Genomic DNA, 24,278 nt, shown 5'->3' on the forward strand with positions numbered 1-24,278 from the left:
CATCGATCGGAGGCATGCGTATGTGGGAGACTGCGCCAAGAGAAAATCGAAAGATATCGATTGACGAACGTCGTGCAATGATCGTTGAAGAGGTCAATAGGCGCTCTTCGATTCAGGTTTCGGATATCTGCGAGCAATTTGGCGTTTCGGAGGTTACCGCGCGCAATGACCTGGCAACGCTGGAGAGCGGTGGTGCGCTTCGCCGCACGCACGGCGGCGCTGTTTCCATCAAGCGCACCATTACGGTCACCTATCCTGATCAGCGTCTAAATAAGAATGTCGAGGCTAAGCGCGGTGTCGCCGAGCAAGCGGCGCTGTTTGTTAAGGACGGCGATTCGATTCTGGTCGATACCGGCACTACCACGTTTGAGTTTGTGTGCTGTCTGACCGAGTTCCACAACATCACGATCGTGACGCACGATTTGTCGATTGCCACCTTTGCCGGCGCGAATCTTCCTAATGCAGAAGTGCTGCTTTTGGGCGGTGTGCTTCGTCGTGATCGTCAGTATGCGACGGGATTCATCACCAACGACATTCTGGATAAGGTTTATGTCGATAAAGCGTTCCTTGCTACCGATTCCTTCCACCCCGATTACGGCTTCACGGCCGACAACTCGGGCAATGCCGAGGTTAAAACGCTGATGCTTGAGCATTCGCGCGAGCACTATATGCTTATGGACGCCAGTAAGGTCCGTCGTCCCGATTTTATTCGTTATGCCGGTGTAAACGACTTCGACGCGATTCTTACCGATTACGATCCGGGCACGGCTCTTGCCAGCAGCATCCGCGACATGGATGCAAAGACCAAGCTCATCACCACTGACGACGACTAATTCGTAGCCGTGCTTGTGGGGCAACGGGTAGATAAAACGCCCGCCTCTCTTGTCGAGGGGCGGGCGTCGTGCATGTTACATGTGAAACAATGGCTAGAACTGAACCTTCGGAGCCTGACGGGACTCGTTGCTGGCTTCAAAGCCCGTGCGGGGCTTGAACTGGAAGATGCCGGCAAAGATGACGCCGGGGAACGTTTGGATGGCGTTGTTGTAGTTGAGAACGCAGTCGTTGTAGCCCTGGCGCGCGTAGCTCACCTTGTTCTCGGTGTCCTCAAGCGTGGCCTGCAGGTGTGCGAAGTTGGCGTTTGCCTTGAGGTCGGGATAGGACTCGGCCACGGCGAAGAGCTGACGCAGGGCGCCGGAAAGAGCGTTATTGGCTTCCATCTTTTTGTCGGGAGAGTCTGCGGAGACGGTGGCATTGCGGGCGGAGATAACGGCCTCGAGGGTCTCTTTCTCGTGCTTGGCGTAGCCCTTGACCGTCTCGACCAGATTTGCAATCAGATCGCAGCGGCGCTGGAGTTGCGTGTCGATGTTTTGCCAAGCGTTATCGATGCGATTGCGCAGCGTAACGAGGTTATTGTAGACGCCAACTATCGCGCAAACGATAGCGATGACGATGATGATGCCAATGACGACCGGAATCATGAGTGCTCCGTTTCTGTAATGCGGCACGGCGAGAAGCATACGATATTGCCGCGCATGACACCCACAGTATACCCGTCGTACAAGTTGAAGCATGCGGCGTTGGCACGTGGCTTTTGTTCGAAAAAGAGGGGACGCTTGCAAAATCAACGACATGCGCAATTTATCTTACGTGCATAATGGGACCGTAAGCGTTTTTGAAAGGCTGGATCTTATGGATCTTCGTGTGCAAAAAACCTATCGGGCACTGTTCGCCGCTTTCACCGAATTGCTCGAAGAGCATCGGTTTGAAGACGTTACCGTTGCGATGCTGTGCGATCGGGCTATGATTCGCCGCACGACGTTCTATAAGCACTTTGCGGATAAAACGGCCTATTTCTCATTTTATGTCGATAGCCTGTGCTCGAATTTTGTGGAGCGCGTAACACGGGAGCAGGCCGCAAAGGCGGCGTCGGTGGACGAACGCCAGGCAATCTTCCAGATGCTGATTGACTTTTTCTTGGAGCACGAGAAGCTTATGGATAACGTGCTCACGAGTTCGGTGAGCGCGATGCTCACCTTCAAGATCTGCGAGACGGTTTCGGGCTTGATACGCAGCCGCTATGCTTCTGAGCTCTCTGCCGGCGAGGATCAACTTGATCTTTTGGACCCCGCCTCCGATTTCATTGCGGGCGGCATCATGCGTCTGATTCGCATGTGGTGGGCAAGTGACGACCGCCGCGAAAACGAGGACCATTTCGTGCGCGTCTCTAACGTGCTGGTCACGAGGGTGCTCGAGAATAAATAGGGGGCGTGTTGGCGAGTGTTTGCTGTGGGGCGAGGTGGCTGTTGGCGAAGGCCGGCGGCCGCTCGGACTGCGTTGTCTGTTGAGTCAAGAATCAAGATGGAAGGCATGCTTGGGGGACGGGGGATGTCTAAATTTTGAGCTGCGCTCAAAATTTACCCGGTCGGCGGCAAGCGCCGACTGCGCTTCGCTAAAAACGCGCCACCGGCGCGTTTTCTTAACGCTGCGCGCCCTGTCGGGTTCGAATCCCCCTCTCCCCGCCAGCACGTGGTGGTGAGGGGCTTCGTTGGGCAATTATTCTGTTGTTGGAGATTAAAAATAAATGAATGGCGGAGAGAGGGGGATTCGAACCCCCGGAGCGCTCATCACGCTCAACGGTTTTCAAGACCGCCGCATTAAACCGCTCTGCCATCTCTCCGTAAGGCTTAATGATAGCATCGAATTGGGTGGATATCGGCGAAGGGTTCATAATGGCACAGCGACATGAAGATGAGCGTTTTATGCGCGTGGCGCTTGATGAGGCTGCACTTGCTGCCCAGGCGGGCGAAGTGCCCATTGGGGCGGCGGTGGTCTTTGAGGGGCGCGTAATCGCTAGGGCGCATAATCGGCGCGAACTCGACAAAGACCCTTCCGCCCATGCGGAGTTCCTCGCGTTGCTTGAGGCGGCGCGCGTCCTTGGGCGATGGCGCCTTACGGGTTGTACCGTCTACGTGACACTTGAGCCGTGCCTTATGTGCGCAGGGCTTATGGTCAATTCTCGCATCGATCGTTGCGTCTTTAGCGCGCCCGATCCCAAGGGCGGCGCCGTGGGGAGCTTGTATGACCTAAGTCGCGACAATCGTCTCAATCATGGCTTTGAAGTGACATCGGGCGTGCTTCAGGATGAGTGTTCCAAGCTGCTGCAGGGCTTTTTTTCTCAGCTGCGTGACGGCACGCGTGCCAGCGCATTGAGTCGCGAGGAGGCTCCGCTGCCGTGCTGCTGCTCGAATGCCGATGAGGCACAGCTGGGACCGCGCGTGCTCCTTGCAATCGATTCCTTTAAAGGCTGCGCCACAAGCGCGCAGATTGAAGACTGGGTTGAGGAGGGCGTTCTCCATGCCGCTCCGGGTGCGCAGGTAGAGAAGATTGCCATAGCCGACGGCGGCGAGGGAACGTGCGAGGCTGCCCATCGTTCTTTTGGCGGTGAATTGGTAGAGACTAAGGTCGAGGGCCCCCTGGGTTCTTTGTGCCAGGCTCGCTACCTCTTTGTCGATGATGGGGGCACGACAGGACCGTTTGCTGTGATTGAGCTGGCCCAGGCAGATGGCATTACGCAATCTTCTTGCACATACGATGCTGCCCTCGACGCCTCTACTTTTGGCGTGGGGCAGTTGATTGTCCACGCTCTGGACCGTGGCGCAACGTCTCTCTACATCGGTTTAGGGGGGAGCGCCTCTACCGATGGCGGTGCGGGCCTGCTCATGGCTCTTGGAGCGCGCCTGTTCGACGAAGCCGGCGGGCAAATTGGCCGCGGGCTTCATGGCCTTGAGAACTTGGCTTCAATCGATCTTTCGCCGGCACTTGAGCGCCTGAGGAATGTCTCGGTATCGATATTGAATGACGTGACGAACCCGCTGGTGGGGGCTCGTGGCGCGGCGCGAATCTTTGGGCCGCAGAAAGGCTTATGCGCGCAGGGCGCTCCTGCCGATGCCCTCGATCTGGCAGATGCCAATCTGGTCCGCTACGGCAGGCTTCTCACGCAGGCGCGTGATGCGCACGATGGTGGCGCCCTGCAGGTGGGCGAGCCGGGCGCTCGTCCTCGCTCGCTCATGGCGGTTCCCGGTGCGGGTGCTGCCGGTGGCACAGGCGCCGCGCTTCTCGCGCTGGGCGCGCGCATGTCCTCGGGTATCGAGACGATGCTCGACCTTGTTGGGTTTGATGAAGCGGCGGCTCATGCCAATTTGATCATCACCGGAGAGGGCAACCTGGACAACCAGACGGCTGCCGGGAAGGCTCCTGTCGGCGTGGCCAAGCGAGCTAAAGCGGCAGGAAAGCCTGTAGTCGCGATTGTTGGAGGTAGGGCCAACGACATCGATGAGGTATATCGCGCCGGTATCGACCTCGTAGTTCCTCTTGTGCCCCGTCCGCTTGCGCTGGAGTGTGCCCTCGACCCTGCTGTTGCTCGCGAGAATGCGCGCATCGCAGGCGACGCCGCTATTCGCGCTTATCTGTTGTAGCCTGCCTGTCGTCTGCATTTGCGACGGCGCAGCGCGTCCGAGGTGCTACGATGCATGTCATTTGATGAGCAGAAGAAAGGTTCAGCATGTCTTCTCAGCATGTTACATATGATTTCGATCGCCCGATTGACCGTCGCCACGACGCTTGTAGCTATTCGCAAAAGTGGAGCTGTGCCGAAGCTCTTGCTCAGCGTCTGGGCGTCAAAGAGATTACCGACAATCATATCGCCCTCTTTACGGCAGATATGGACCTGCGCTGTGCGCAGCCCATCCTCGATGCCCTGCACGCTACCGTAGACCATGGCATTTTTGGCTACTCCACCCTTGACGGCTGCAGCGCATACACGGATGCCATTCACGGCTGGTTTGAGCGCCATGACAGGTGGGACGTTGACTGTGATCTTATGTCGCTCAGCGCGGGCACCGTTAAGGCGCTCGACGTTTGCGTCCAGGCGTTCACAAAGCCTGGCGATGGGATTATCATTCAGCGTCCGGTCTACCCGCCGTTCATGCATGTTGTCGAGGACAACGACCGCATGATTTTGAACAACCAGCTCATTCGCCATACCGCCAAGGATCCTGAGGGCGACCTTTACTACTCTATCGATTTCGACAATCTGGAGGAGCTCGCCGCGCGTCCCGAAGCAAAGATGTTTATCCTTTGCAACCCGCATAATCCGGTCGGCCGCGTGTGGTCTGTCGAAGAACTCGAGCGTATGGCCCAGATCTGCATGAAGCACGATGTGCTGATTGTTGCCGACGAAATTCATGGCGACCTAGTGTGCGAGGGCATAACGATGCATCACATGGCGCAGGTGGCGCCTGAGGCTCGCGTGATAACCTGCACGGCGGTGAACAAGACATTCAACCTTGCCGGCCTTGCCGCAACCAATGTGTTTTTTAGCAATGCACAGGACAAGGCATGTTTTGAGGAGACTCGCGGCTTTGTTGAGCCGAACCCCTTTGCCATTAGTGCGGTAATCGCGGCGTACAACGAGGGCGACGACTGGTATGAGCAGGTAAAAGCCTATATCGAGGCCAACTTTGATACCGTGATCGCATACTTTGCCGACCATCTTCCCGACGTTGGCGTGCGTCGTCCCGAGGGCACCTATATCCTTTGGTTCGATTTTGAGGCCCGCTGCCGCAAGCTTGGTATCGATGGCACCGAGCTACACCGTCGCATCTACGACGAAGCCCAAGTGCTACTGCAGGATGGAGGCAATTTTGATCCCGACGGTGGCGAGTTCTTCCAGCGCATGTGCGTTCCCACGCCACGCACCATGTTGCTCGATGCCTGCGAGCGCATTGCGCGCGTGCTTGCGGAGTAACTTTTTCTTCCGTCTCGCGTGCCTCTCGTGAAGATATGGACGCGAGGCGGGGGAGCGGCTACTATATAACAACAGCGCCGTGCGCGCTCGATGGGTTCGGATGACGATATGTTCCGAATCTGGTCAGGTCCGGGAGGAAGCAGCCATAAGGAGCCTCTGACGGGCATCCGGATCCATCGAGCGCATACGGCTTTTTTCATGCCGAGAGGCCCTTTTTCGCAAGCGGCATAAGGCACATCTTTCTTTACCGCCGGTTTACCTAATTGTTCTATCATGACCTCGTGAGCCATCGCGCAAGTCCGCAGCGCTGTTGGTGTTCGCTGCTTGCCGCATGTCGGCGGGCCATGTTGTCGTGAAACGAAAGGGAAGCGCTGCGCATGCTTGAGCTGCTTAGACGTTATTCCGGGCCGTATCGAAAGTACTTTGTCGTTGGCCCTGCCTGCAAGTTGATCGAAGTCTTGTTCGATCTGTTAACGCCTCTTGTCATCGCCCGCATGATCGATCGCGGCGTGGGCGCGCGCGACGTTCACGTTGTGGTCATGTACGGTTTGCTGCTGGTTGCAATGGCTGCCTTGGGTATTCTGTTCACACTTGTATGCCAGAAGATGGCCGCGCTCGCGTCGCAGGGTATGGGAACGGCGATTCGCGGAGAGCTTTACGAGCATATCAACGAACTCTCCTACGCCGAGCTCGATCGCTTTGGCACGCCCTCGCTCATCACGCGTATTACCAACGACGTTAACCAAGTGCAGCTTGCCGTGGCCTTGGGCGTGCGCCAGCTGATTCGCTGGCCGTTTTTGGCAATTGGCTCCATGGTCGCAGCGCTGCTTATCGACGTGAAGCTCGGGGCTATCTTCCTTGTTTCCACGCCGCTCATTGGTATTGTCTTTTGGGTTGTGATGGCGCGTTGCGTGCCGTATTTCAAGCAGATGCAGCAAAAACTCGACCGCATTGCGCTTATCTGTCGTGAAGGGCTTTCGGGCGCGCGCGTGGTACGAGCTTTTGTACGCGAGGAGCACGAACGCAAGCGCTTTCATGAGGCTGCTGCCGATCAGGCGCACACGGCGATTGCTGTGGGGCGCCTGTCCTCGACGCTTAACCCCGTGACGTTTTTGGTGATGAACCTGGCTGTTTGCGCCATCCTGTGGGCTGGCGGTGTCCAGGTGAACGTGGGAAATCTCTCACAGGGCCAAGTCATCGCCTTCGTAAACTACATGACGCAGACGCTGCTCTCCATCGTATATGTGGCAAATCTCGTGGTGGTCTTCACCAAAGCGAGCGCTTCGGCTTCCCGCGTCAATGAGGTGCTCCATGCGTGCCCGAGCATTACCGATGCGGGCAATGAGTTGGTGGAGCTGCCCTGCGCATCCGAGGCGGCGGGCATGCCGGCTCTAGAATTCGATCAGGCGTCATTTGCTTTTGGTGAGGGCGCTGCTGCCGCCGTGGACGGCGTGACACTTGGCCTGCCGATCGGCGGGACGCTTGGCATTATCGGCGGTACGGGTTCGGGCAAATCGACCATGGTCTCGCTTGTGCCGCGTCTGTACGACACGACTACGGGCGCTGTGCGCGTAATGGGCAAGGATGTACGCGCATGGCCGCTTGAGCAATTGCGCCATGTGGTGGGCGTTGTTCCGCAGCGCGCTTCGCTTGTTACGGGAACCATTCGTTCCAATTTGCAGTGGCGCGATGCCAAGGCTTCGGATGAGGGTCTATGGCAGGCGCTCGAGGTAGCGCAGGCAGCCGAGTTTGTGCGCAAACTGCCCCAAGGGCTCGATAGTCCGGTGGAGGCGGGTGGCAAGAACTTCTCGGGCGGTCAGCGCCAGCGTTTGACCATTGCTCGCGCCCTTGTGGGCAACCCGCTCATTCTCATCATGGACGATTCCGCTTCGGCGCTTGATTTTAAGACCGATGCTGCCTTGCGCCGTGCGGTGAAGCGTCGCAGCGAGGAGGGGCGTGCGAGCGGAGGGTTGCCACTCACGACGGTTATCGTTTCGCAGCGCGTTTCCACGGTGCGTGGCGCCGACATGATCTGCGTGCTGAGTCACGGTGCCGTGGCGGGCTTGGGTACGCACGACGAGCTGTTCGAAACCTGTGAACTCTATCGCGAGATCTGCCTTTCGCAGTTCAAGCACGACGAATCCGCATCCGTAAAGGGGGTGTGTTAGATGAATCCTTATGCATCTACCGGTTCGGTCGCGACGGTGACCGCGAGCGTTTCGGGCAACGACAATCTCAATAATCTGGGAGGGCCCAAGCGCAACGTCCCTCTCATGCCGGCGGGCAAGGTTACGCGTCGCTTGCTTTCCTATGTGCGCCCTCACATGGCGTCGTTTATCATCTCGTTTGTATCGGCGGCCATCTCCGTGACGCTGCAGCTCTATACACCTATCCTGATCGGCCAGGGTATCGACTGTATCGTAGGCGCGGGCAAGGTGGACTTTGCCGCGCTCGCCCCAATCATCGTTAAGCTTGCCATCGTGGTGGTGCTCGCTGCTGTTTTCCAGTGGATCCAAGGTTATTGCGTAAATCGCCTTTCCTACGAAACGGTGCGCGACATGCGTATGGAGGCGTCCGATAAGCTTTCGCACATGCCTCTTTCGTTCATCGATTCGCATGCACATGGTGACCTTATCAGCCGTGTGGTAAACGACGTTGACCAGGTGGGCGACGGTCTGCTCCAAGGTTTTACCCAGCTGTTTACCGGCGTGGTGACTATTGTGGGCACCCTGGTGTTTATGCTATCCATCTCGGTTCCCATGGCCATCGTGGTAGTGCTCGTGACACCGTTGTCCATTTTTGCGGCGGGGCTTATCGCCAAACTTTCCAACAAGAGCTTTGCAGCTCAGCAGAGCATCCAGGGCCAGCTTGGCGGACATATCGAGGAGTATGTGGGCGAGCAAAAGCTGGTAGACGCATTTGCCTATGGCTCGCATGCAAAACAGCGCTTTGATGAGCTTAACGCGCGGCTGTATACGGCGGGCGAGCACGCACAGTTTATGAGTTCGCTTTCGAACCCTGGGACGCGTTTCATCAACAACATCATCTATGCGGTGGTGGCGGTAATTGGTTGCGCGGGCGTTATCACCGGCGTGCCGGCGCGGCTGACGGTGGGCCAGGTTCAGACATTTTTGAGCTATGCGAACCAGTACACGAAGCCGTTCAACGAAGTGACGAGTGTCATTACGCAGATCCAGACGGCATATGCCTCCGCGCGTCGTGTGTTTTCGCTGCTTGATGCTGGCGAGGAGATACCGGATGCTGCCGGTGTCGCAGAGCTTGTGGAGCCGCGCGGTGAAGTCCAATTCAAGCATGTCGACTTTTCCTACGTACCCGACCGCAAGCTCTTGCAGGACATTTGCATCGATGCCCAGCCCGGACGTCGCTTTGCTTTGGTCGGTCCCACGGGATGCGGCAAGACGACGCTTATCAACTTGTTGCTGCGCTTTTACGATATCGACGCTGGCGAGATTGCTGTGGACGGGCGTTCTTCGCGCGAGTATACACGCGCGAGCCTGCGTCGCAGCTTTGGCATGGTCTTGCAGGATAGCTGGCTATTTGAGGGGACGGTACACGAGAACATCGCGTACGGTCGTGCAGATGCCACACGCGAGCAGGTGATCGAGGCGGCACGTCGAGCGCATGCCGACAAGTTTATCCGACAGCTGCCGCAAGGGTATGACACCATGATCGGTGAGGATGGCGGCACGTTTAGCCAAGGCCAAAAGCAGCTTTTGTGCATCGCGCGCGTGATGCTCACCAATCCGGCGATTCTCTTGTTGGACGAGGCGACCTCGAGTATCGATACCCGTACCGAGCTGCAGGTTCAGGAGGCGTTTGATGAGCTTATGGCCGGGCGCACCAGCTTTGTGGTTGCGCATCGTTTGAGTACCATCCGTAACGCGGACTGCATTCTTGTTATGCGCGATGGCCAGATTATCGAGCGCGGCACGCACGAGGAGCTGCTTGCCGCCGATGGATTCTATGCCGGCCTGTATAACAGTCAGTGGGCCGTGGAGGAGTAAGGGAAGGGCTACGGGGCAACATCTAAGTTTGCTATACTTGTATTACGTAATACATGTTGACGGGAGACTGCGATGATGGCAACGGTGACTGCCCGTGTTCCGGCCGAGATACGCCGCCAAGGGAATGCGGTTCTTGAACAGCTGAACGCAACGCCAACGGAGCTCATTCGAGCTGCATATGAATATGTTTTAGCGACAGGGCAGATACCCGTCGCTCAAGACAGCGCAGGGCGGGATGCGTCTGAACTTCCTGTTGAAAAGCAACGGAAGCTTGCAGAAATGATTGCAGAGATGACGTTCGATGTCTCTCCTTCTTTGCTTGATTTCGATTCCTATAAACAGATTCGCGCTCAAGGGTTGGCTGAGAAATATGAAGCTCTTGGTTGATGCGAATTTCTTAATTGACTACTATGCTCGCCGCGATGAGTTCTTTGATTCGTGCACAACTCTGCTCGTTGCTGAGTCGTTTCACGACGTTGAGCTATGGGCGCCAGCAAAATCGTTTACCGACGTGTTTTATGTGTTGAATCAACGCCTCAAAGTGGCGAGCCCACTCGTACAGAGAGCATTTCTCAAGAGCTTTGATTTCATCAAATTGGTTTCCCTTGAACCTGTCGACGTTAAGGAGGCCGCGCGCCGCGCTTGGGATGATTTCGAAGATTGCCTGGTTGCGGTAGCGGCGGAGAAAATCGGTGCAGATTTTATTATCACGCGCGATGCAAAGGGGTTTTCTCAATCAAAAATCAAGGCTTTGGATGCCGATGCATTTTTGGGATGGATGAGACAAAAGCGAGGACGGTCTTATGCGGAGATGAGAGTAACGCGAGAGATGATTGAGGAGGCTTGTCGACGGGCTTCTTTTGACGCCTGATTTCAGTGTCGCCCCGTAAATATCTCCTTGCTTTCGCTCGAATGTTGGGTACAACCTAGCAGGTCAAACAAAACCGGCATCGACGTTTGGGGAAGAGTATGAACATCGCTGTGATTACCAATAGCAAGAGCGGCAACACGGTGCAGCTGGCGCGGGCGTTGCGCGAGGGGTTTGCTGTGTCGGGGTCTGCGCCTATTTGCGATATCGAGCTGCCCGACGCCCCTGATGTCTCCCAGCTTGAAGATGCTGTCAGTCGAGTCCTTGCGGCGGACGCCGTGTGCGTTGGTTTTTGGTGCGATAAGGGCTCTTGTACCGGGGGCGTGGCCAAGCTGCTTGAGCGCATGGACGGAAAGCGTGTCTTCCTTTTTGGTACCTGTGGTTTTGGCGGAAGCCAAGAATACTTTGATCAGATTATTGAGCGTGTAAAGGAGCATCTGCCGCAGACGGCCGAGCTTGTGGGTGCGTTTATGTGCCAGGGCAAGATGGGCCCTGGCGTTCGCGCACGCTACGAGGCCATGCTTGCCAAGAATCCGGATGACGCTCGCATGCAGGCGCTCATCGACAACTTTGATTCGGCTTTGGCGCATCCCAACGTTGACGATCTAGATGCCGTAGTGTCCTCGGCTGCTCGGGCTTTAGGCCTCTAGGCAGTAAACATCATCGTTTTTTAGAAAGCTCTCCTTTGAATCGAATCAAAAGGGGAGCTTTCTATTGTGGCGAAAACTTGTTCAAATAATCATGTACAAGTAGACGCCCATCTCGGCTACTATAGAGCTAGTTCGTATGGTTAGTTTGACGCTGGGACACTCTGGCGCCGCACTTGAAAGGAATGTGCACCATGCTCGTTAACCTTCGTGACATCACCGCTATTGCAGAGCAGAACAACATGGCAATCGGCGCCTTCAACTCGCCGAGCCTCGAGTCTGCCCGTGCCGCAATTGATACGGCCGAGAAGCTGGGTTACCCCGTTATCATCGATCACGCTCAGGGTCACGAGGAGATCACCCCGCTCGACGTCATGGGCCCGGTGCTGATTGCTCTTGCCGAGCGCTCCACTGCTCCTGTCTGCGTGCACCTCGATCACTGCGAGGACCTGTCCTATATGCGTCGCGCACTGGAGATGGGCTTTAACGGCGCCATGTTCGACGGCTCGTTCCTGCCGTACGAGCGCAACTGCGAGCTCGGTCACCGCGCTGCCGAGATGTGCCACAGCTTCGACTGCGGTCTTGAGTGCGAGCTTGGCTCCATGGGTAGCCGCGAGGCCGGTGCAAAGGTCGAGGGCGGCACTGCCGAGGAGGCTGGCGCTATCTACACCGATCCCGATCAGGCCAACGAGTTCATTGCGGCAACCGGTTGCGACATCCTGGCTGCTTCCTTCGGCACGGTTCACGGCCTGTACAAGGGCGAGCCGCACCTCTCCTTTGATGTGCTTAATCAGATTCGCGAGCGCACCCTCACCCCGCTTGTCATGCACGGCGGTTCGGGCGTTTCCGATGAGGATTACGCTAAGGCCATCGATGCCGGCATCCGCAAGATCAATTACTTCACCTACGGTTCCAAGGCCGCAGGCGAGGCAGTGGCTGCCGATCTCAAGAACGAGGAGGTCCCGTACTATCACAAGATGACGATGACCGCCTACGATGCGTTCTGCAAGGATTACGAGCACGTCATGAAGGTCTTCGCCAACGGCGCCAAGCCCATCGCGTAATCATCTGCTCTAAAGATTAAATCCGAGAGACGACAGCCCCCTTCCTTCCCGTCGCCTCCCCTCTACCAAAAGTGCCCGGCACGGTTTAGACCGCGCCGGGCACACTTTTTTAATCCCCGCATCCGGAACCGCCGAAACAGACGCCGGGCATAGCGGCTAGTGGCTTCTGGTGGGATGAGGCCGGGGCCCTTTCGCTCGAGACAAGTTCCGCACAAATGAGAAAAGCGCCAGCGGCGCTTTTCTCATTTGGAGGACTGTTTGCAGGCTCGAGCGAAAGGGCCCCGGCCGATCATTCGGGATAGAACTCTACTTGATCTTAGTGGTGCCCGGCGCCAGGTTCGGGTCCGTCTCGTTTGCGGCGTCCTGATAGTGCTTGGTGTAGATGTCCTTGCCGTCGCCAAACATCATGTAGTACTGCATTGCATGGTAATCGGAGCGTGCTTTCTCGCAGGCCGCAGCGATGGTGTCGTTATATGCCTCATCGCTCTTTGAGCTGGAGAGCAGCCAGCGATCCTGAGAATCCTCGTAGCCTACGGAGTTCAAAGCGGGCAGCGACTGGCGCAGCGTGAGGTGGGCCTTCTGGTAGTCGGTGAGGGGCGCGCCGATAAGCTTCATGAGCTCAGAGCTTAAGTAGTTGGAAGAAAGGTCTTCCTCGTGGCTCGTCTGGGAATTGCCTGCTACGTCGTAGTTGGCCCAGATGATGTAGCTGGTCTGCCATAGGCGTTCCTGGTGCGTGGCGTCGTCCTCGTTAGTGAACCAGCGGTCGTTATACGTATCGGGGAAGAACGGCTGATGGTCGCCCCAGAACACTACGACAACCTTGCGATCGAGCTTGCTCAGCTTATTGAGGAAGTACTTAAGTGCCTCGTCGGACTGCTGAATGAGCGAGACATACTCGTTGACGTTGGAGTTGAACTCGCCGTCGATATTCAGACTCATCTGCTTGTCGTAGGGGATGAGGCCGGTGTCATAACCGGAGTGGTTTTGCATGGTTACGTCAAAGATGAACTGCGGGTTGCTGTTGGTGTCCAGCAGCTCAAGAATCTTGTCGTACGTAGCCCTATCGGTCACCATGCCGCGCAGCGTCTCGGCATTCTGGAAGTCGTTGATGGTGAGGAATTGGTCAAAGCCAAAGTCCTTATAGACGTTCTCGCGGTTCCAGTTGGTGCCATGGTTGGGGTGCATGGCGGTGGTGTAGTAACCAAGCGACTTGAACTGCGCGGCGAGGTTCTCGGTGTCGGTGAGGTCGTATGTGGTGTACGGATACACGCCGCTGCCCAAATAAGCCATGGAGTTGCCCGTCAGGAACTCAAACTCGGTGTTGGCAGTGCCGCCGCCATAGGCGGAGACGTAGAGGCGCCCGCGCGAGAGGCAATCGTCGATGCTCTTAAAGTACGTGGGTCCCTGATAGTCGGCATGCATGTTCTGGTAGATGGAGAGATCCGAGAAGGTCTCGTTCATGACGGCGATGACCGTGGGCTTTTCTTCATCAAACTGCTTCGTGGCCTCAAGTCGCGTCGCAGAAGAGCCGCCCGTCTGGTTGTTGCCGTCATACTCCTTCGCGTACTCGGAGATGAGCTTTTTTGCGCCAGAGACCGTGTAGTCCTCGGGCTTGGAAGGCTTGATAGTCTGTGCGCCTGAGATGAATGACGGCAGGAAGCCCTGACGGTAGTAGCTCTCAAGCGGGCGCCAGGAGTACACCTGAATATAGAGGGTGTGGTAGTAGTCAAGCAGCGTGGTGTGTGCAGCGATGCCGCCCAGGCAGACGATGGCAATCAGCAGGTTGAGCACCAGGCCGCGCCAGGAACCTTTTTGGCGTTTGGGTGCAACCTGTGCCGCGAGAGTGCAAATCTGGATAGCGATAACCGTAAAGGCGAGGCTCAGCATGCAAAAGCTGGTAATCGTGTATGTGAAGCCCGTGCCAGCAACGGCGGCGGCGGTGGAGAGGGCCGTCAAATCGCCGGGGGAGATGGGCATGGACTTAAACAGGATGACAAAGTACTCGGCAAGGCCCAGGACATAGAGGGCGACAGCAAGCACGACGGCACCGCCGCAGCGACGCTGGAACAGGAAGAAAAGTCCCAGCATGGCGAATGCGACGAGCGCCCACTCGAGCAGCAGGCACAGGGGATACATCCAAGTGAGATCGTGGTTAGAAGAGAATTCGAGTCCCAGCGTGGCAAAGACGCCGGCAAGAAGAATCATGATCGAGGCGGCAAGCAGCGGATGGGCAAACTTTCCCTCTGCGCCAAGGAGCGCCTGCAGGCGCTCGAGCACGCGATCACGGTGGATATTGAAATAGGCGCAGCCGCACAGGAGTGCGTGCGCAACAATCGCTACGACAACCGCCATGGGGTCTGCACAGTCCACGAGGCCTATGGCGGACCAGACGGTGAAGAACAGCTGGATCAGCAGGATGAGGCCGCAGCGGACAAAGAGCGTGCGGCTCGGGGTGTCTCCCGTGCTTTTGCAAGCCTTGAGGTGCTTGAGCACGAGCAGTACCGTGCCTGCGGCGCCAACGAGCGAAACGAGGGCAGCGAACATATGGTGGGGCTCCTTTGCGGATTATCTGGCGTATACACGGACGTGGGAGTCCGTGCCTATGCTTCGCGTTTTGCAAGCAACCATAGTACCGTGGGAATGTTGAGATTTCGTATCGATGCACGAAAACGCCCCTATCTGTGGAATTTCGTCACGAAGTCAACAGAGGGTTACCTTGAAAAAGCGGGCAATTCCAATGACGGTGCAAGCTAAGTGACATATCGGTTTTCTCCGAGGCGCGTCGCGAGGGCTTTCCTTTCGATTTTCGGCCACGTTCGGCGGTTCTCCGCCGTTTCTCATGCGTCGCGTGGCATGATGGAGCAACGCGAATAGAAGGGATTCAACTCATGGCAGACGAGCTAACCATCGATACCATTCCCGCAGCGTATGCAGATGATGCCACGCTCGGGCTCATCGATGCGCGTTCTTCGACTCGTTCTTTTAGCGAGGGGGTCGATATCACCGACGAACAGCGTGCTGCGATTTTGCATGCAGCAAGCCGTGCACCCTCTGCGGGCGCCATGATGATGTATTCCATCATCGACGTGCGTTCTCAAAAGACGCGCGACCGCCTGGCGGTTCTGTGCGACAACCAGCCTATGATCGCAAAGGCGCCTTGGGCATTGGTGTTTGTTGTCGACTACGCTAAGTGGATCGACCTGTTTGAACATGCGGGCTGCTTTACACCCGAGTTTGCAAAGCGCACGGGTAAGAGCCCGCGCGTCGCGCCCGGTTTGGGCGAGTTTGCCATCGCGGCACAGGACGCCGTGATCGCGGCTCAGAATGCAACCATCGCGGCAGAGGCCGTAGGGCTTGGCAGCTGCTATATCGGCGATATCATTGAATGCCAGGAAGAAGTGCGCAAGCTGCTTGACCTTCCGGCCTACACCGTGCCGCTTTCGATGCTCATTATCGGAGAGCCCAAAAAACGCCGCCCTGCAACGCCGCATCCCGTCTGCAACTTGGTGATGCGCGAGCGCTACCAGCGCGCCGACGTGGCAGTTCTCGATAAGCAGATTGCCGAGATGGACGCGATGTTTCGCCCGCATGCCACCGAGCCTGCCTCGCGCGTACACGATATCTATACGCGTAAGCACACGAGCGATTTTATGGTCGAAATGTGCCGTTCGATGCAGCTATGGCTCAACAACTGGCAGGGTAAATAACAAACCGTCGCGCGAAAACGAAGAAAGGACATCTACATGATCAACCATTTTTGCAAGACTCCGCTTTGGGAGTGCAATGACAAGCTCGTGCGCGTAGCGCAGGGCCAGGAGCCGGCAGACCTCGTGATTCGTCATGCCAACTTGGTGAGCGTAACCACGCACGAGATTTTGGAAGACACTGATATCGCCGTGTCCTGTGGGCGCATCGCCTATTTGGGCATGGGCGAGTACACCGCGGAGCATTGCATTGGTGAGAACACGACGGTAGTGGACGCTACGGGCAAGTACGTAGCTCCGGGCTATATCGATTCTCACATTCATGTCGAGTCGGCTATGATCGGCTGTGCCGAGTACGCCAAGGTTGTGGTCCCGCGCGGCACCACTGCGATCTTTGCCGATCCGCATGAATGCTGCAACGTTGTAGGCCTCGATGGCGTGCGCGTGATGTTTGACGATGCCAAGCGCGCCCCGCTCAAAGCGATGCTCACCACGCCTTCGTGCGTGCCCGCCGTGACCGGCTTTGACGACAGCGGCTCTTACGTGGATGCGGCACAGGTTGCCGAGACCATGAAGTGGGATGACGTTGTAGGCCTGGGCGAGATGATGAACTTCCCCGGCATCCTGGGTGGTGAGGAGAATGCCCAGCATGAGGTGGGGGAGACCCTCAAGGCCGGCAAGTGCGTGACGGGCCACTACTCCATCTCCGAGACCGATCGCGGCCTCAACGCATACATCGCTTCGGGCGTCCGCGCTTGTCACGAGTGCATTACGTCCGACGACGTGATGGCCAAGCTGCGCATGGGCATGTACGTGCAGGCGCGCTATGGCTCGGCATGGCTTTCGCTTCCCAATTACCTCCCGCAGGTGCTTGAGAGCGGCGTCGACACGCGTTTGATTATCCTGTGCACCGATGACAACCATCCCAACACGCTTGTCAGCGAGGGCGGCATGGACCGCGCTCTGCGCGCCGTGCTCGAGTGCGGATGTGACCCTGTGACAGCTTTGCAGTTTGCGACCATCAACGCCGCGCAGTGCCTGGGCGTGGACCAGGATATGGGTTCTATCACCCCGGGCAAGTGCGCCGACATGGTGGTCCTGCCCAATCTGGAGACCTTCATTCCCGAGCAGGTTTATATCGACGGCGACTTGGTGGCTCAAGACGGGAAGGCCACGTTCGACCACGACCTCTTTGAGTGGCCCGAGTTTATGACGCATACCATGAACGTTGGCCGCACCTTTACCGCTGCGGATTTCGAGATTCCCGTGGACCGTCCCGACGGTATGTGCCGCGTGCGCGCCATTGGCGGTGTAGGTGGCTCGACCATTACCGAGGATGCGGTAATCGAGGTTCCCGTTGTGGACGGAAAGCTGCAGGCGAACCCCGCGATCGATGCGCTCAAGATGGCCGTGTTCGACCGCCATCACGGCGCCGAGGGTACTCATTCGTTTGGCTTCTGCACGGGCTTTGGCGTCCACGGTGCGCTGGCACAGACTGTTGCGCACGACTCCCACAACCTGCTTGTTGTGGGCGATAACGACGAGGACATGGCGCTTGCTGCCCAGACGCTCGTGGAGTGCGGCGGTGGCGAGGTCGCGGTTCAGGACGGCCGCGTGCTCGCTTTGGTGGAACTGCCGGTTTGCGGCCTCATGAGTGACAAGCATGTCGAGGAAGTTGCCCAGGAGGTGGCTGCCATCGAGCAGGCTTGGGCCGATATGGGTTGCAAGATGCCCTCGCCCTTCATGACCATGGGCATCCTTTCGCTGCCTTGCGTGCCGGTGCTTCGCCTTACTAATCGCGGTTATGTGAACTGCCTCACCTTCCAGTTCGAGGACCTGCTCATCGAAGACTAACCCTCCCCATATGACAAAAGTCCACGGGTTTGTTTTGTCATATTTTTGATCGGACCTGATTGGACAAAAAATATGCCCCGCATCTCATGGGAGGTGCGGGGCATTTTCGGTGCGCATGGGAATGCGTCGAGCTAAACGAACGACGGGGGTGCGAAACTAGGGGCGCTCGTCTGGGGCGATGCGCTGCATCTTGTCGACGCTCTTGAACTTGGTGAACAGCGGCACATATTCGAACGTGACGTTGGAGTTCTCCAGGCCGTACCAGCGTGCCGGGTTGCCGGCGGCGCGGCGAATGAGGTACTTGAGGACAATAGCCGTGCGCTCGGTGCTGTCCACATCGGATTCGGGTGCAAGAAGCTTTCGCAGCATGATGAACTGGAACGAACCGATGGGGCTCGGCTTCTTATAGACCGAATACTCGTGGGTCTGGTCGGGGAGCTCGCCGGATGCGGACAGGTCGGAGACCACCTGGCGCAGATAGGCGTTCACGCGCTGGTTGACCTTATAACCCAAGAACAGGTGCACGCGGAAGACGTAATCGGTGCCAAAGGTCTCAACGGAATAGGCGAACGTATGGGGCTCGTCCATGGTCTCGACGTTAATGAACCAGTAGGCACGAGCACGCTTGGGGTGCTTGTCGAGGATCGAGTAGATCACGTCGCGATCGATGTAATCGGTGTTGCTGTCCTTGGTAAGGTAGACGATGTTGTCGCTCATCAGCTCGTAGGTCTCGTCGTTGCGCAGACGATCGAGCTGTGGCAGGTAGGTGCGCAGCGGCAGCAGCGTTGCCTGGCGGCGTTCGACGGCGGTGCCGTTGAACCAGCTCACCATGATGCCCATGATGAGCGCTGCCATCAAAATGGTGAAATAGCCGCCGTGGAAGAATTTGGTGAGCGAGGAACCAAAGAAGAAGCCCTCGAGCGCCAGGAAGAACACGATAAAGACCCAGGGGAAGACCTTGATCTTGCGGTCGCTATGCAGGTAGAAGAAGAGCAGCAGCGTGGTGCACATCATGGTGATGGTGATGGCCAGGCCGTATGCCGCTTCCATGTGAGCGGAGGACTGGAAGAGCAAGACCACGATGACGCAGCCCACGAGCATGACGTTGTTCACCATGGGGATATAGAGTTGGCCCTTGGTCTCTGCCGGGTAGAAGACCTGCATGTGCGGCATGAGGTCCAGACGGCTTGCCTCGGATACCAGTGAGAATGCGCCGGTGATGAGCGCCTGCGAGGCGATGATGGCGGCAAGCGTGGAGAGGATCACGGCAAACGGGCGAACGTTGCTGTTGAGCATCTCAAAGAACGGGTTGAGGTCATGGATGCCCACAAGCGAGGGGTTGCTGGCGTTGGCAAGCAACCAAGCTCCTTGACCAAGGTAGGAAAGCAGCAGACAGACCTTAACGAACGGCCAGGTGGCGTAGATGTTTCCGCGACCCACATGGCCCATGTCGGAATAGAGGGCCTCGGCGCCGGTGGTGGCAAGGAAGCAGCTGCCCAAGATCATGATGCCCGCATGGTTGTGAGGCGAGAGCAAGAACGAGATGCCTTCAAACGGGTTGAACGCGAGCAAAACGATGGGGTTGCCCAGGACAAAGAACAAGCCGGTGCCGCCCAGGAACAGGAACCACAGGGTCATGATGGGGCCAAAGGCGCGGCCGATTTTGGCGGTACCCACGTGCTGAATCAAGAACAGCGCGATGATGATTGCAAGCGTGATGATGACCACGTGGGTCTGCCCTGGACCGATGATCGACTCCATGGCAGGGATGGTTCGCAGACCTTCGACAGCGGTGGTAACGGTCACCGCGGGAGTGAGGATACCGTCGGCCAAAAGTGCGGCGCCGCCCAGCATGGCAGGGATGATGAGCCACTTGCCAAAGCGACGTACCAAGCTATAGAGGGCGAAGATGCCACCTTCGCCGTGGTTGTCGGCCTTCATGCAGATCAGCACATATTTAATGGTGGTAAGCAGCGTGACTGTCCAGATCACAAGCGAAAGGGCGCCCAGGATAAATTCCTGGTTTACCGAGGTAATGCCACCGTTGCCGGCAACGAGCGCCTTGGTGACGTACATCGGGGACGTTCCGATGTCTCCGTACACCACGCCAAGCGTGACGAGCATGGCGGAGAGGCTGATAGGGATTGCGTGCGCATCAGCGTTGCTCACGGTTGCGGATTGAGCCTTTTTGCCCATGTCGCGTCGTTCCTCCTTTTACCATCTCAGCCGCCTTACCAGGTAGATATCCCGATAGGGGCGGCTGTTGGAAAACGGGTGCCTAATCCTCAAAAGTATAGCCATGCGCGCGATTCTGTGCGCGACAATTTGCGAAAACGCCTGCGCAGTCGAGGAATTGGACCACAGGAGCGCGTGGTCTGTGGAGAATCGTGTCCCGGGCGCATGCGGGGCGGATTCGCTCTTTCTATTTTTCCGAGCTGCCTGCCCGTCCGTGGTCGCGCTCGTGTTCGCGTAGCTCCGCCTGACGTGCGCTGATGGCGGCATCATCCATACCAGCCAGGCGCATGGCGTCTTCGATGCGGCAGCGCTTGACGATATAGCAGTGATGGATGCGCTTGTTGCGCGAGAAGTCCTCGGGGATGGTTTGCTCGGTGATGTCGGTAAGCACTACGCCGGCTCGTGCCAGGGCTTCTGTATCCGGTTTGAACGTGCGGAGATTGCACGAGAAGATGGCTTCGCCTTCACGCGTGAGCAGGCGTGAGATGCCTACGATAAGATCCACATGGTCGCGCTGCACATCCCAGGTGCGGCGGCCCATCTTCGAGGAATTGGAGAACGTGGGCGGATCGCAGAAGATCAAGTCCCAGCGGTTGTCGGTCTGGCGCTGGTCGCGAATCCATGCCAGCACGTCATCGCGTACAAAGTAGTGGTTGGAGCCGGTAAAGCCGTTTTGGCGCATGTTGCGCTCGGCCCAGTCCAGATAGGTGTTGGAAAGGTCGACAGTAACGGTTTCTTCCACGCCTGCGTCGGCGGCATAGCAGGTGGCGGTGCCGGTGTAGGCAAACAGGTTGAGGAACCAGCGCGCCTTCTTGGCGTGCTCTCGCACCAGGCCACGCGTAACGCGGTGGTCAAGAAAGATGCCGGTATCGAGGTAATCGTCAAAGTTGACCGTAAAGGTGAGGCCGCCCTCTTGGATATTGGGAAGCGTCGGGTCGTTGAGCATGTCGCGCTTGGGCGCGCTTGCGCCCTTGCTGCCCTTCTTGCCGCGCGGCCCCTGGGCATACTGCGAGCCGCCGCGCGAGCGCGTGCGAGCGCGGGTGGCCACATGATTGGCAGGGACATCGAGCACGGCGGGAGCGACGGCGAGGATATCCATCATGCGTGCCTGAGCGAGCTCGGGGTCGACGCTTTTAGGGGCGGCATATTCGGCCACGACGAGCCAGCGGCCAGGGGTATCCGGCGTTCCTTCGTAGAGGTCGATGGCTGCAGCGTAGTCGGGAAGATCGGCGTCGTAGACGCGATAGCAGGTGACACCCTCGCGCGCGGCCCAACGGCGACGCTGCTTTGCTACCTTGCGCAAGCGGGCAGCAAACTGGTCGGATTCGGGGATAAGCACGGGGATGCGCACACCGTCGCCCACTTCAACGGTTGCCTGATTCGCATCGGCCTCTTCGCTCTGTGCGCGCGTGGCGGGATCGAAGTACATGAGAGAGGCGTCTTCGTTGTTGGGTTTGATGGCGAGCGTGCGAGCGGGGGAGAGGCCCAGGCTGCGGCAAACGATCGTGTCGCGCGCGAGCACCACGCAGGGTAGGTGCTCTAGCAGCTCATCGCGCGTGACGTTATCGAGCAGTTTGAGGGCGCGCGAGGTATCGGTTGGGACAATGTCGGTGGTGTCGGCCACGACCATGCCTCGGGCGGGAAGCGGTGCGCGGCGGATTCCGAGCTTTGCCACGATTTTCTGTGCGTTGGGAGGCATGGTGGCTACGTATTGGGAGAGACCGGCGGCAGCGAGGACGCGCTGTGTGGCCGAGACAGCGGCGGCGTCTACATCGGTGGCGATGACACGGCAACGGCGTTCGCTTGCGCGTTCGGCGCGACCGTCGGCTTCGTCCAGAAGCGCTTCCCAGGTTTGCTCGTCATGCAGGCGCCAGCCCATAAAGCCCCAGTGTTCACGCAAGAGTCCCGGGGCACGGTCGAGAAGCTGCTGAGTCGCCTCGAGCACCAGGCCGCCGCCTGCACAGCAGACGTCAACAAAGACGAGCGGGGCCGCGCTCTCGGCGCCCTCGTCCTCACCGGGGGTTTCGGCGCACAGCAGGGGCCATCCTCCCTGCGCGAGGGCAAGGGCGGCGTAGTCGGGACGAAGCACATGATGGGCGGCATCGCCGTGGGTTGCCTCGCGGGGGAGGCGGCGGAACAGCGCGTCTCCCGAGAGGTCGAGATGCAGGCTTGCGCGATTGTTGCGAATGGAAAGGGCGATGCGCGCGTCGGGGTTTTCGGTATCGACGTTAGGACGCGCTCCGGTTGCCTCAAGCATGTGGTCGCAGATGGCGTCTTTTACGCGCAGGGCGCTAAAGCGGGTGTTTCGCAAGTTGTCATTGGTGCCACGAGCGGTGACGGCGATGGTGGCGCCTTCGGCCAGGATCTCTTCCCAGGCAATCTCGCGTGTGCCGGCGTAGAGGGCATCGGCGTTGCGGGCGTCAAAGCGATCGATGACCACCAGAATACGGCTCGCCAGGCGTGACCACAGGCAGGCGCGCTCGCCATCGATGACCTGGCCTGTAAACGAAACGCGGCCCTTGAGCTTGCGTACTTGTGCTAGGCCGAGGGCATTGAGCTCATCGGCAAGGGCGTCCTCAAAACCGGTGGGACAGCTGGCAAAGAATTCCATGGCATGCGCCTTTCGCAATCAGTATGTTCCGGCACATTATCGCATGGATGGCCGGCGGGATAGGTCGGTGCGCAAAGGCTGCACCGCAGTCCTCTCATATGAAATAGGTCTGCCGATTGCTCGGCTATCTTATAAAAAAGTCAATTTCTATAAGATAGCGGCCTTCAAGTGAGGTCTAAAGATGAAAAGTGACCCTTGCGGCCATTCTGCTTCTTACGATTGCAGACACTTGCATGCGGGTATAAGAGTTCTACATAGCAAGCTCTGTACGAGGAGGTTGGCGCGTATGGATAAGACAGCGTTTTTTACGATGACGAGTGGTCTGTATGTGGTGAGTGCCGCGGCAGGCGATCGCAAGGCAGGCTGCGTGGTCAACACGGCGGTGCAGGTGACGTCCAGCCCTGCGCGCATTTCGGTTGCGGTGAACAAGGAGAACTTCACCGCAGGAGTGATTGCCGATGCCGGCGCCTTTGCCGTGACGGTTATCGATCAGACGGCAGACATGATCTACATCGGCAATTTTGGTTTCCGTACCTCGGCGAACTTCGATAAGTTCGAACGCTATGAGGAGCGCCAGACTGCTCTTGGTGCGCCTTATGTGCCCGAGCATGCGACGGCGCTGTTCTCGTGCCGTTTGGTGGAAACCCTCGACGTGGGCACGCACCTGCTTTTTATTGGCGAGGTTGAGGATGCGCAAAAGCTGTCTGATGAAGTTCCGCTTACCTATGACTACTATCACAAAGTCCTCAAGGGAAAGACACCGCCCAAGGCATCTTCGTATATCGAGTAGAGATTGGGGCAACATGACGTAAACAACATCGGCCCGCACGCCGTCAAAGCGTGCGGGCCGATGCCGTTATCGCAGGGGTTCTTGGTGCAGTGCGCTATGCGAACACGATGTTGCCGGTCTCGGGGTCCATGCTGTCGACGATAGCGAGGGACTCCACCTGGTAGCCGCGCTCGCGAAGCTCTTTGCCGCCGGGCTGGAAGCCCTTTTCGATGGCAATGCCGATACCTTCGACGACAACGCCGGCCTCGTCGCAAATCTCCAGAAGACCATTGAGGGCGCAGCCCATGGCCAGGAAGTCGTCGATGATGATGACATGCTCACCGGGGTTGAGGAAACGCTTGGCAACAATAACGTTGTAAACGCGATTCTTGGTGAAGCTCCTAATCTCCGTGCGGTACTGCTCGCCGTCGAGGTTCGTGGACTCGGTCTTGCGCGCAAAGACCACAGGCACGCTGCCAAAATGCTGGGAAGCGACACAGGCAATGCCGATGCCGGACGTCTCGATCGTCAAGATTTTGTCGATGCGCTTGCCCTCAAACAGGCGTGCCCATTCGGCACCCATCTGGTCGTATAACGACACGTCGCACTGGTGGTTGAGGAAGTTGTCGACTTTCAGGACGTTGCCCTCACGGACGATGCCGTCCTTGCGAATGCGGTCTTCGAGCTCCTTCATG

The 24,278-nt window shown here is 57.8% G+C and carries 18 protein-coding genes, 1 tRNA gene and 1 other RNA gene; 14 read left to right on the forward strand and 6 right to left on the reverse strand.

The features are described 5' to 3' along the window. Window positions 1–77: 77 nt before the first annotated feature. Complete coding sequence (locus BQ9843_RS05775) at window positions 78–833, forward strand: DeoR/GlpR family DNA-binding transcription regulator (protein ID WP_230205618.1); 756 nt, start codon at window positions 78–80, stop codon at window positions 831–833. Window positions 834–926: 93 nt separating this feature from the next. Here the strand turns inward: BQ9843_RS05775 and BQ9843_RS05780 are convergent, their stop codons facing one another. Further along, window positions 927–1,478, reverse strand: coding sequence for a LemA family protein (locus tag BQ9843_RS05780; RefSeq protein ID WP_075844253.1), 552 nt, complete (start codon window positions 1,476–1,478; stop codon window positions 927–929). 211 nt (window positions 1,479–1,689) lie between these two features. Between BQ9843_RS05780 and BQ9843_RS05785 the strand changes: the two genes are divergently transcribed. Beyond that, entirely contained in the window at window positions 1,690–2,262 is a 573-nt protein-coding gene (locus tag BQ9843_RS05785) for a TetR/AcrR family transcriptional regulator (RefSeq protein WP_075844254.1), read from the forward strand. 324 nt (window positions 2,263–2,586) lie between these two features. Here the strand turns inward: BQ9843_RS05785 and BQ9843_RS05790 are convergent. Next, window positions 2,587–2,677 (reverse strand) — tRNA-Ser (locus BQ9843_RS05790). A 52-nt stretch (window positions 2,678–2,729) separates the two neighbouring features. On the opposite strand from BQ9843_RS05790, the gene tadA reads away from it, so the two are divergent. From tadA to BQ9843_RS05835, 9 genes are all read left to right on the forward strand, one after another. Further along, window positions 2,730–4,475, forward strand: coding sequence for a tRNA adenosine(34) deaminase TadA (gene tadA, locus BQ9843_RS05795; protein WP_075844255.1), 1,746 nt, complete (start codon window positions 2,730–2,732; stop codon window positions 4,473–4,475). An 86-nt stretch (window positions 4,476–4,561) separates the two neighbouring features. Then, window positions 4,562–5,806, forward strand: a complete 1,245-nt coding sequence (locus BQ9843_RS05800) for a MalY/PatB family protein (protein WP_075844256.1) — start codon at window positions 4,562–4,564, stop codon at window positions 5,804–5,806. An 87-nt stretch (window positions 5,807–5,893) separates the two neighbouring features. Further along, an RNA gene (ffs, locus tag BQ9843_RS05805) (signal recognition particle sRNA small type) lies at window positions 5,894–5,989 on the forward strand. A 194-nt stretch (window positions 5,990–6,183) separates the two neighbouring features. Continuing rightward, window positions 6,184–7,974, forward strand: coding sequence for an ABC transporter ATP-binding protein (locus BQ9843_RS05810; protein ID WP_075844257.1), 1,791 nt, complete (start codon window positions 6,184–6,186; stop codon window positions 7,972–7,974). Next, window positions 7,975–9,831: an ABC transporter ATP-binding protein gene (locus BQ9843_RS05815; RefSeq protein WP_075844258.1), complete on the forward strand. Its 1,857-nt coding sequence runs from the start codon at window positions 7,975–7,977 to the stop codon at window positions 9,829–9,831. It abuts the gene before it with no gap. 72 nt (window positions 9,832–9,903) lie between these two features. Then, entirely contained in the window at window positions 9,904–10,218 is a 315-nt protein-coding gene (locus tag BQ9843_RS05820) for a hypothetical protein (protein WP_075844259.1), read from the forward strand. Continuing rightward, window positions 10,202–10,702: a type II toxin-antitoxin system VapC family toxin gene (locus BQ9843_RS05825; protein ID WP_075844260.1), complete on the forward strand. Its 501-nt coding sequence runs from the start codon at window positions 10,202–10,204 to the stop codon at window positions 10,700–10,702. The genes BQ9843_RS05820 and BQ9843_RS05825 overlap by 17 nt, the downstream gene beginning before the upstream one ends. Before the next feature lie 98 nt (window positions 10,703–10,800). Beyond that, entirely contained in the window at window positions 10,801–11,349 is a 549-nt protein-coding gene (gene bilS / locus BQ9843_RS05830) for a flavodoxin family protein BilS (RefSeq protein ID WP_075844261.1), read from the forward strand. A gap of 191 nt (window positions 11,350–11,540) precedes the next feature. After that, window positions 11,541–12,410, forward strand: coding sequence for a class II fructose-bisphosphate aldolase (locus BQ9843_RS05835; RefSeq protein ID WP_075844262.1), 870 nt, complete (start codon window positions 11,541–11,543; stop codon window positions 12,408–12,410). Between the two features lie 306 nt (window positions 12,411–12,716). Here BQ9843_RS05835 and BQ9843_RS05840 read toward each other — a convergent pair whose 3' ends face one another. Beyond that, complete coding sequence (locus BQ9843_RS05840; RefSeq protein WP_075844263.1) at window positions 12,717–14,954, reverse strand: LTA synthase family protein; 2,238 nt, start codon at window positions 14,952–14,954, stop codon at window positions 12,717–12,719. A gap of 344 nt (window positions 14,955–15,298) precedes the next feature. On the opposite strand from BQ9843_RS05840, the gene BQ9843_RS05845 reads away from it, so the two are divergent. Both BQ9843_RS05845 and BQ9843_RS05850 read left to right on the forward strand, forming a co-directional pair. Then, window positions 15,299–16,117, forward strand: coding sequence for a nitroreductase family protein (locus tag BQ9843_RS05845; protein ID WP_083647949.1), 819 nt, complete (start codon window positions 15,299–15,301; stop codon window positions 16,115–16,117). 36 nt (window positions 16,118–16,153) lie between these two features. Then, window positions 16,154–17,968: an adenine deaminase gene (locus BQ9843_RS05850; RefSeq protein ID WP_075844264.1), complete on the forward strand. Its 1,815-nt coding sequence runs from the start codon at window positions 16,154–16,156 to the stop codon at window positions 17,966–17,968. Between the two features lie 156 nt (window positions 17,969–18,124). Here the strand turns inward: BQ9843_RS05850 and BQ9843_RS05855 are convergent, their stop codons facing one another. Both BQ9843_RS05855 and rlmKL read right to left on the reverse strand, forming a co-directional pair. Continuing rightward, on the reverse strand, window positions 18,125–20,164 hold the full coding sequence (locus BQ9843_RS05855; protein ID WP_075844265.1) for a KUP/HAK/KT family potassium transporter: 2,040 nt from the start codon (window positions 20,162–20,164) through the stop codon (window positions 18,125–18,127). Between the two features lie 226 nt (window positions 20,165–20,390). After that, entirely contained in the window at window positions 20,391–22,814 is a 2,424-nt protein-coding gene (gene rlmKL, locus BQ9843_RS05860) for a bifunctional 23S rRNA (guanine(2069)-N(7))-methyltransferase RlmK/23S rRNA (guanine(2445)-N(2))-methyltransferase RlmL (RefSeq protein WP_075844266.1), read from the reverse strand. Window positions 22,815–23,100: 286 nt separating this feature from the next. Here rlmKL and BQ9843_RS05865 point away from each other — a divergent pair, with 286 nt between their 5' ends. Beyond that, window positions 23,101–23,604, forward strand: a complete 504-nt coding sequence (locus BQ9843_RS05865) for a flavin reductase family protein (RefSeq protein ID WP_075844267.1) — start codon at window positions 23,101–23,103, stop codon at window positions 23,602–23,604. 94 nt (window positions 23,605–23,698) lie between these two features. Here the strand turns inward: BQ9843_RS05865 and BQ9843_RS05870 are convergent, their stop codons facing one another. Further along, window positions 23,699–24,277, reverse strand: a complete 579-nt coding sequence (locus BQ9843_RS05870) for a xanthine phosphoribosyltransferase (protein WP_075844268.1) — start codon at window positions 24,275–24,277, stop codon at window positions 23,699–23,701. Window position 24,278: the final 1 nt, after the last annotated feature.

The sequence above is a fragment of the Collinsella bouchesdurhonensis genome (genome assembly GCF_900155365.1).
Taxonomy (GTDB): domain Bacteria; phylum Actinomycetota; class Coriobacteriia; order Coriobacteriales; family Coriobacteriaceae; genus Collinsella; species Collinsella bouchesdurhonensis.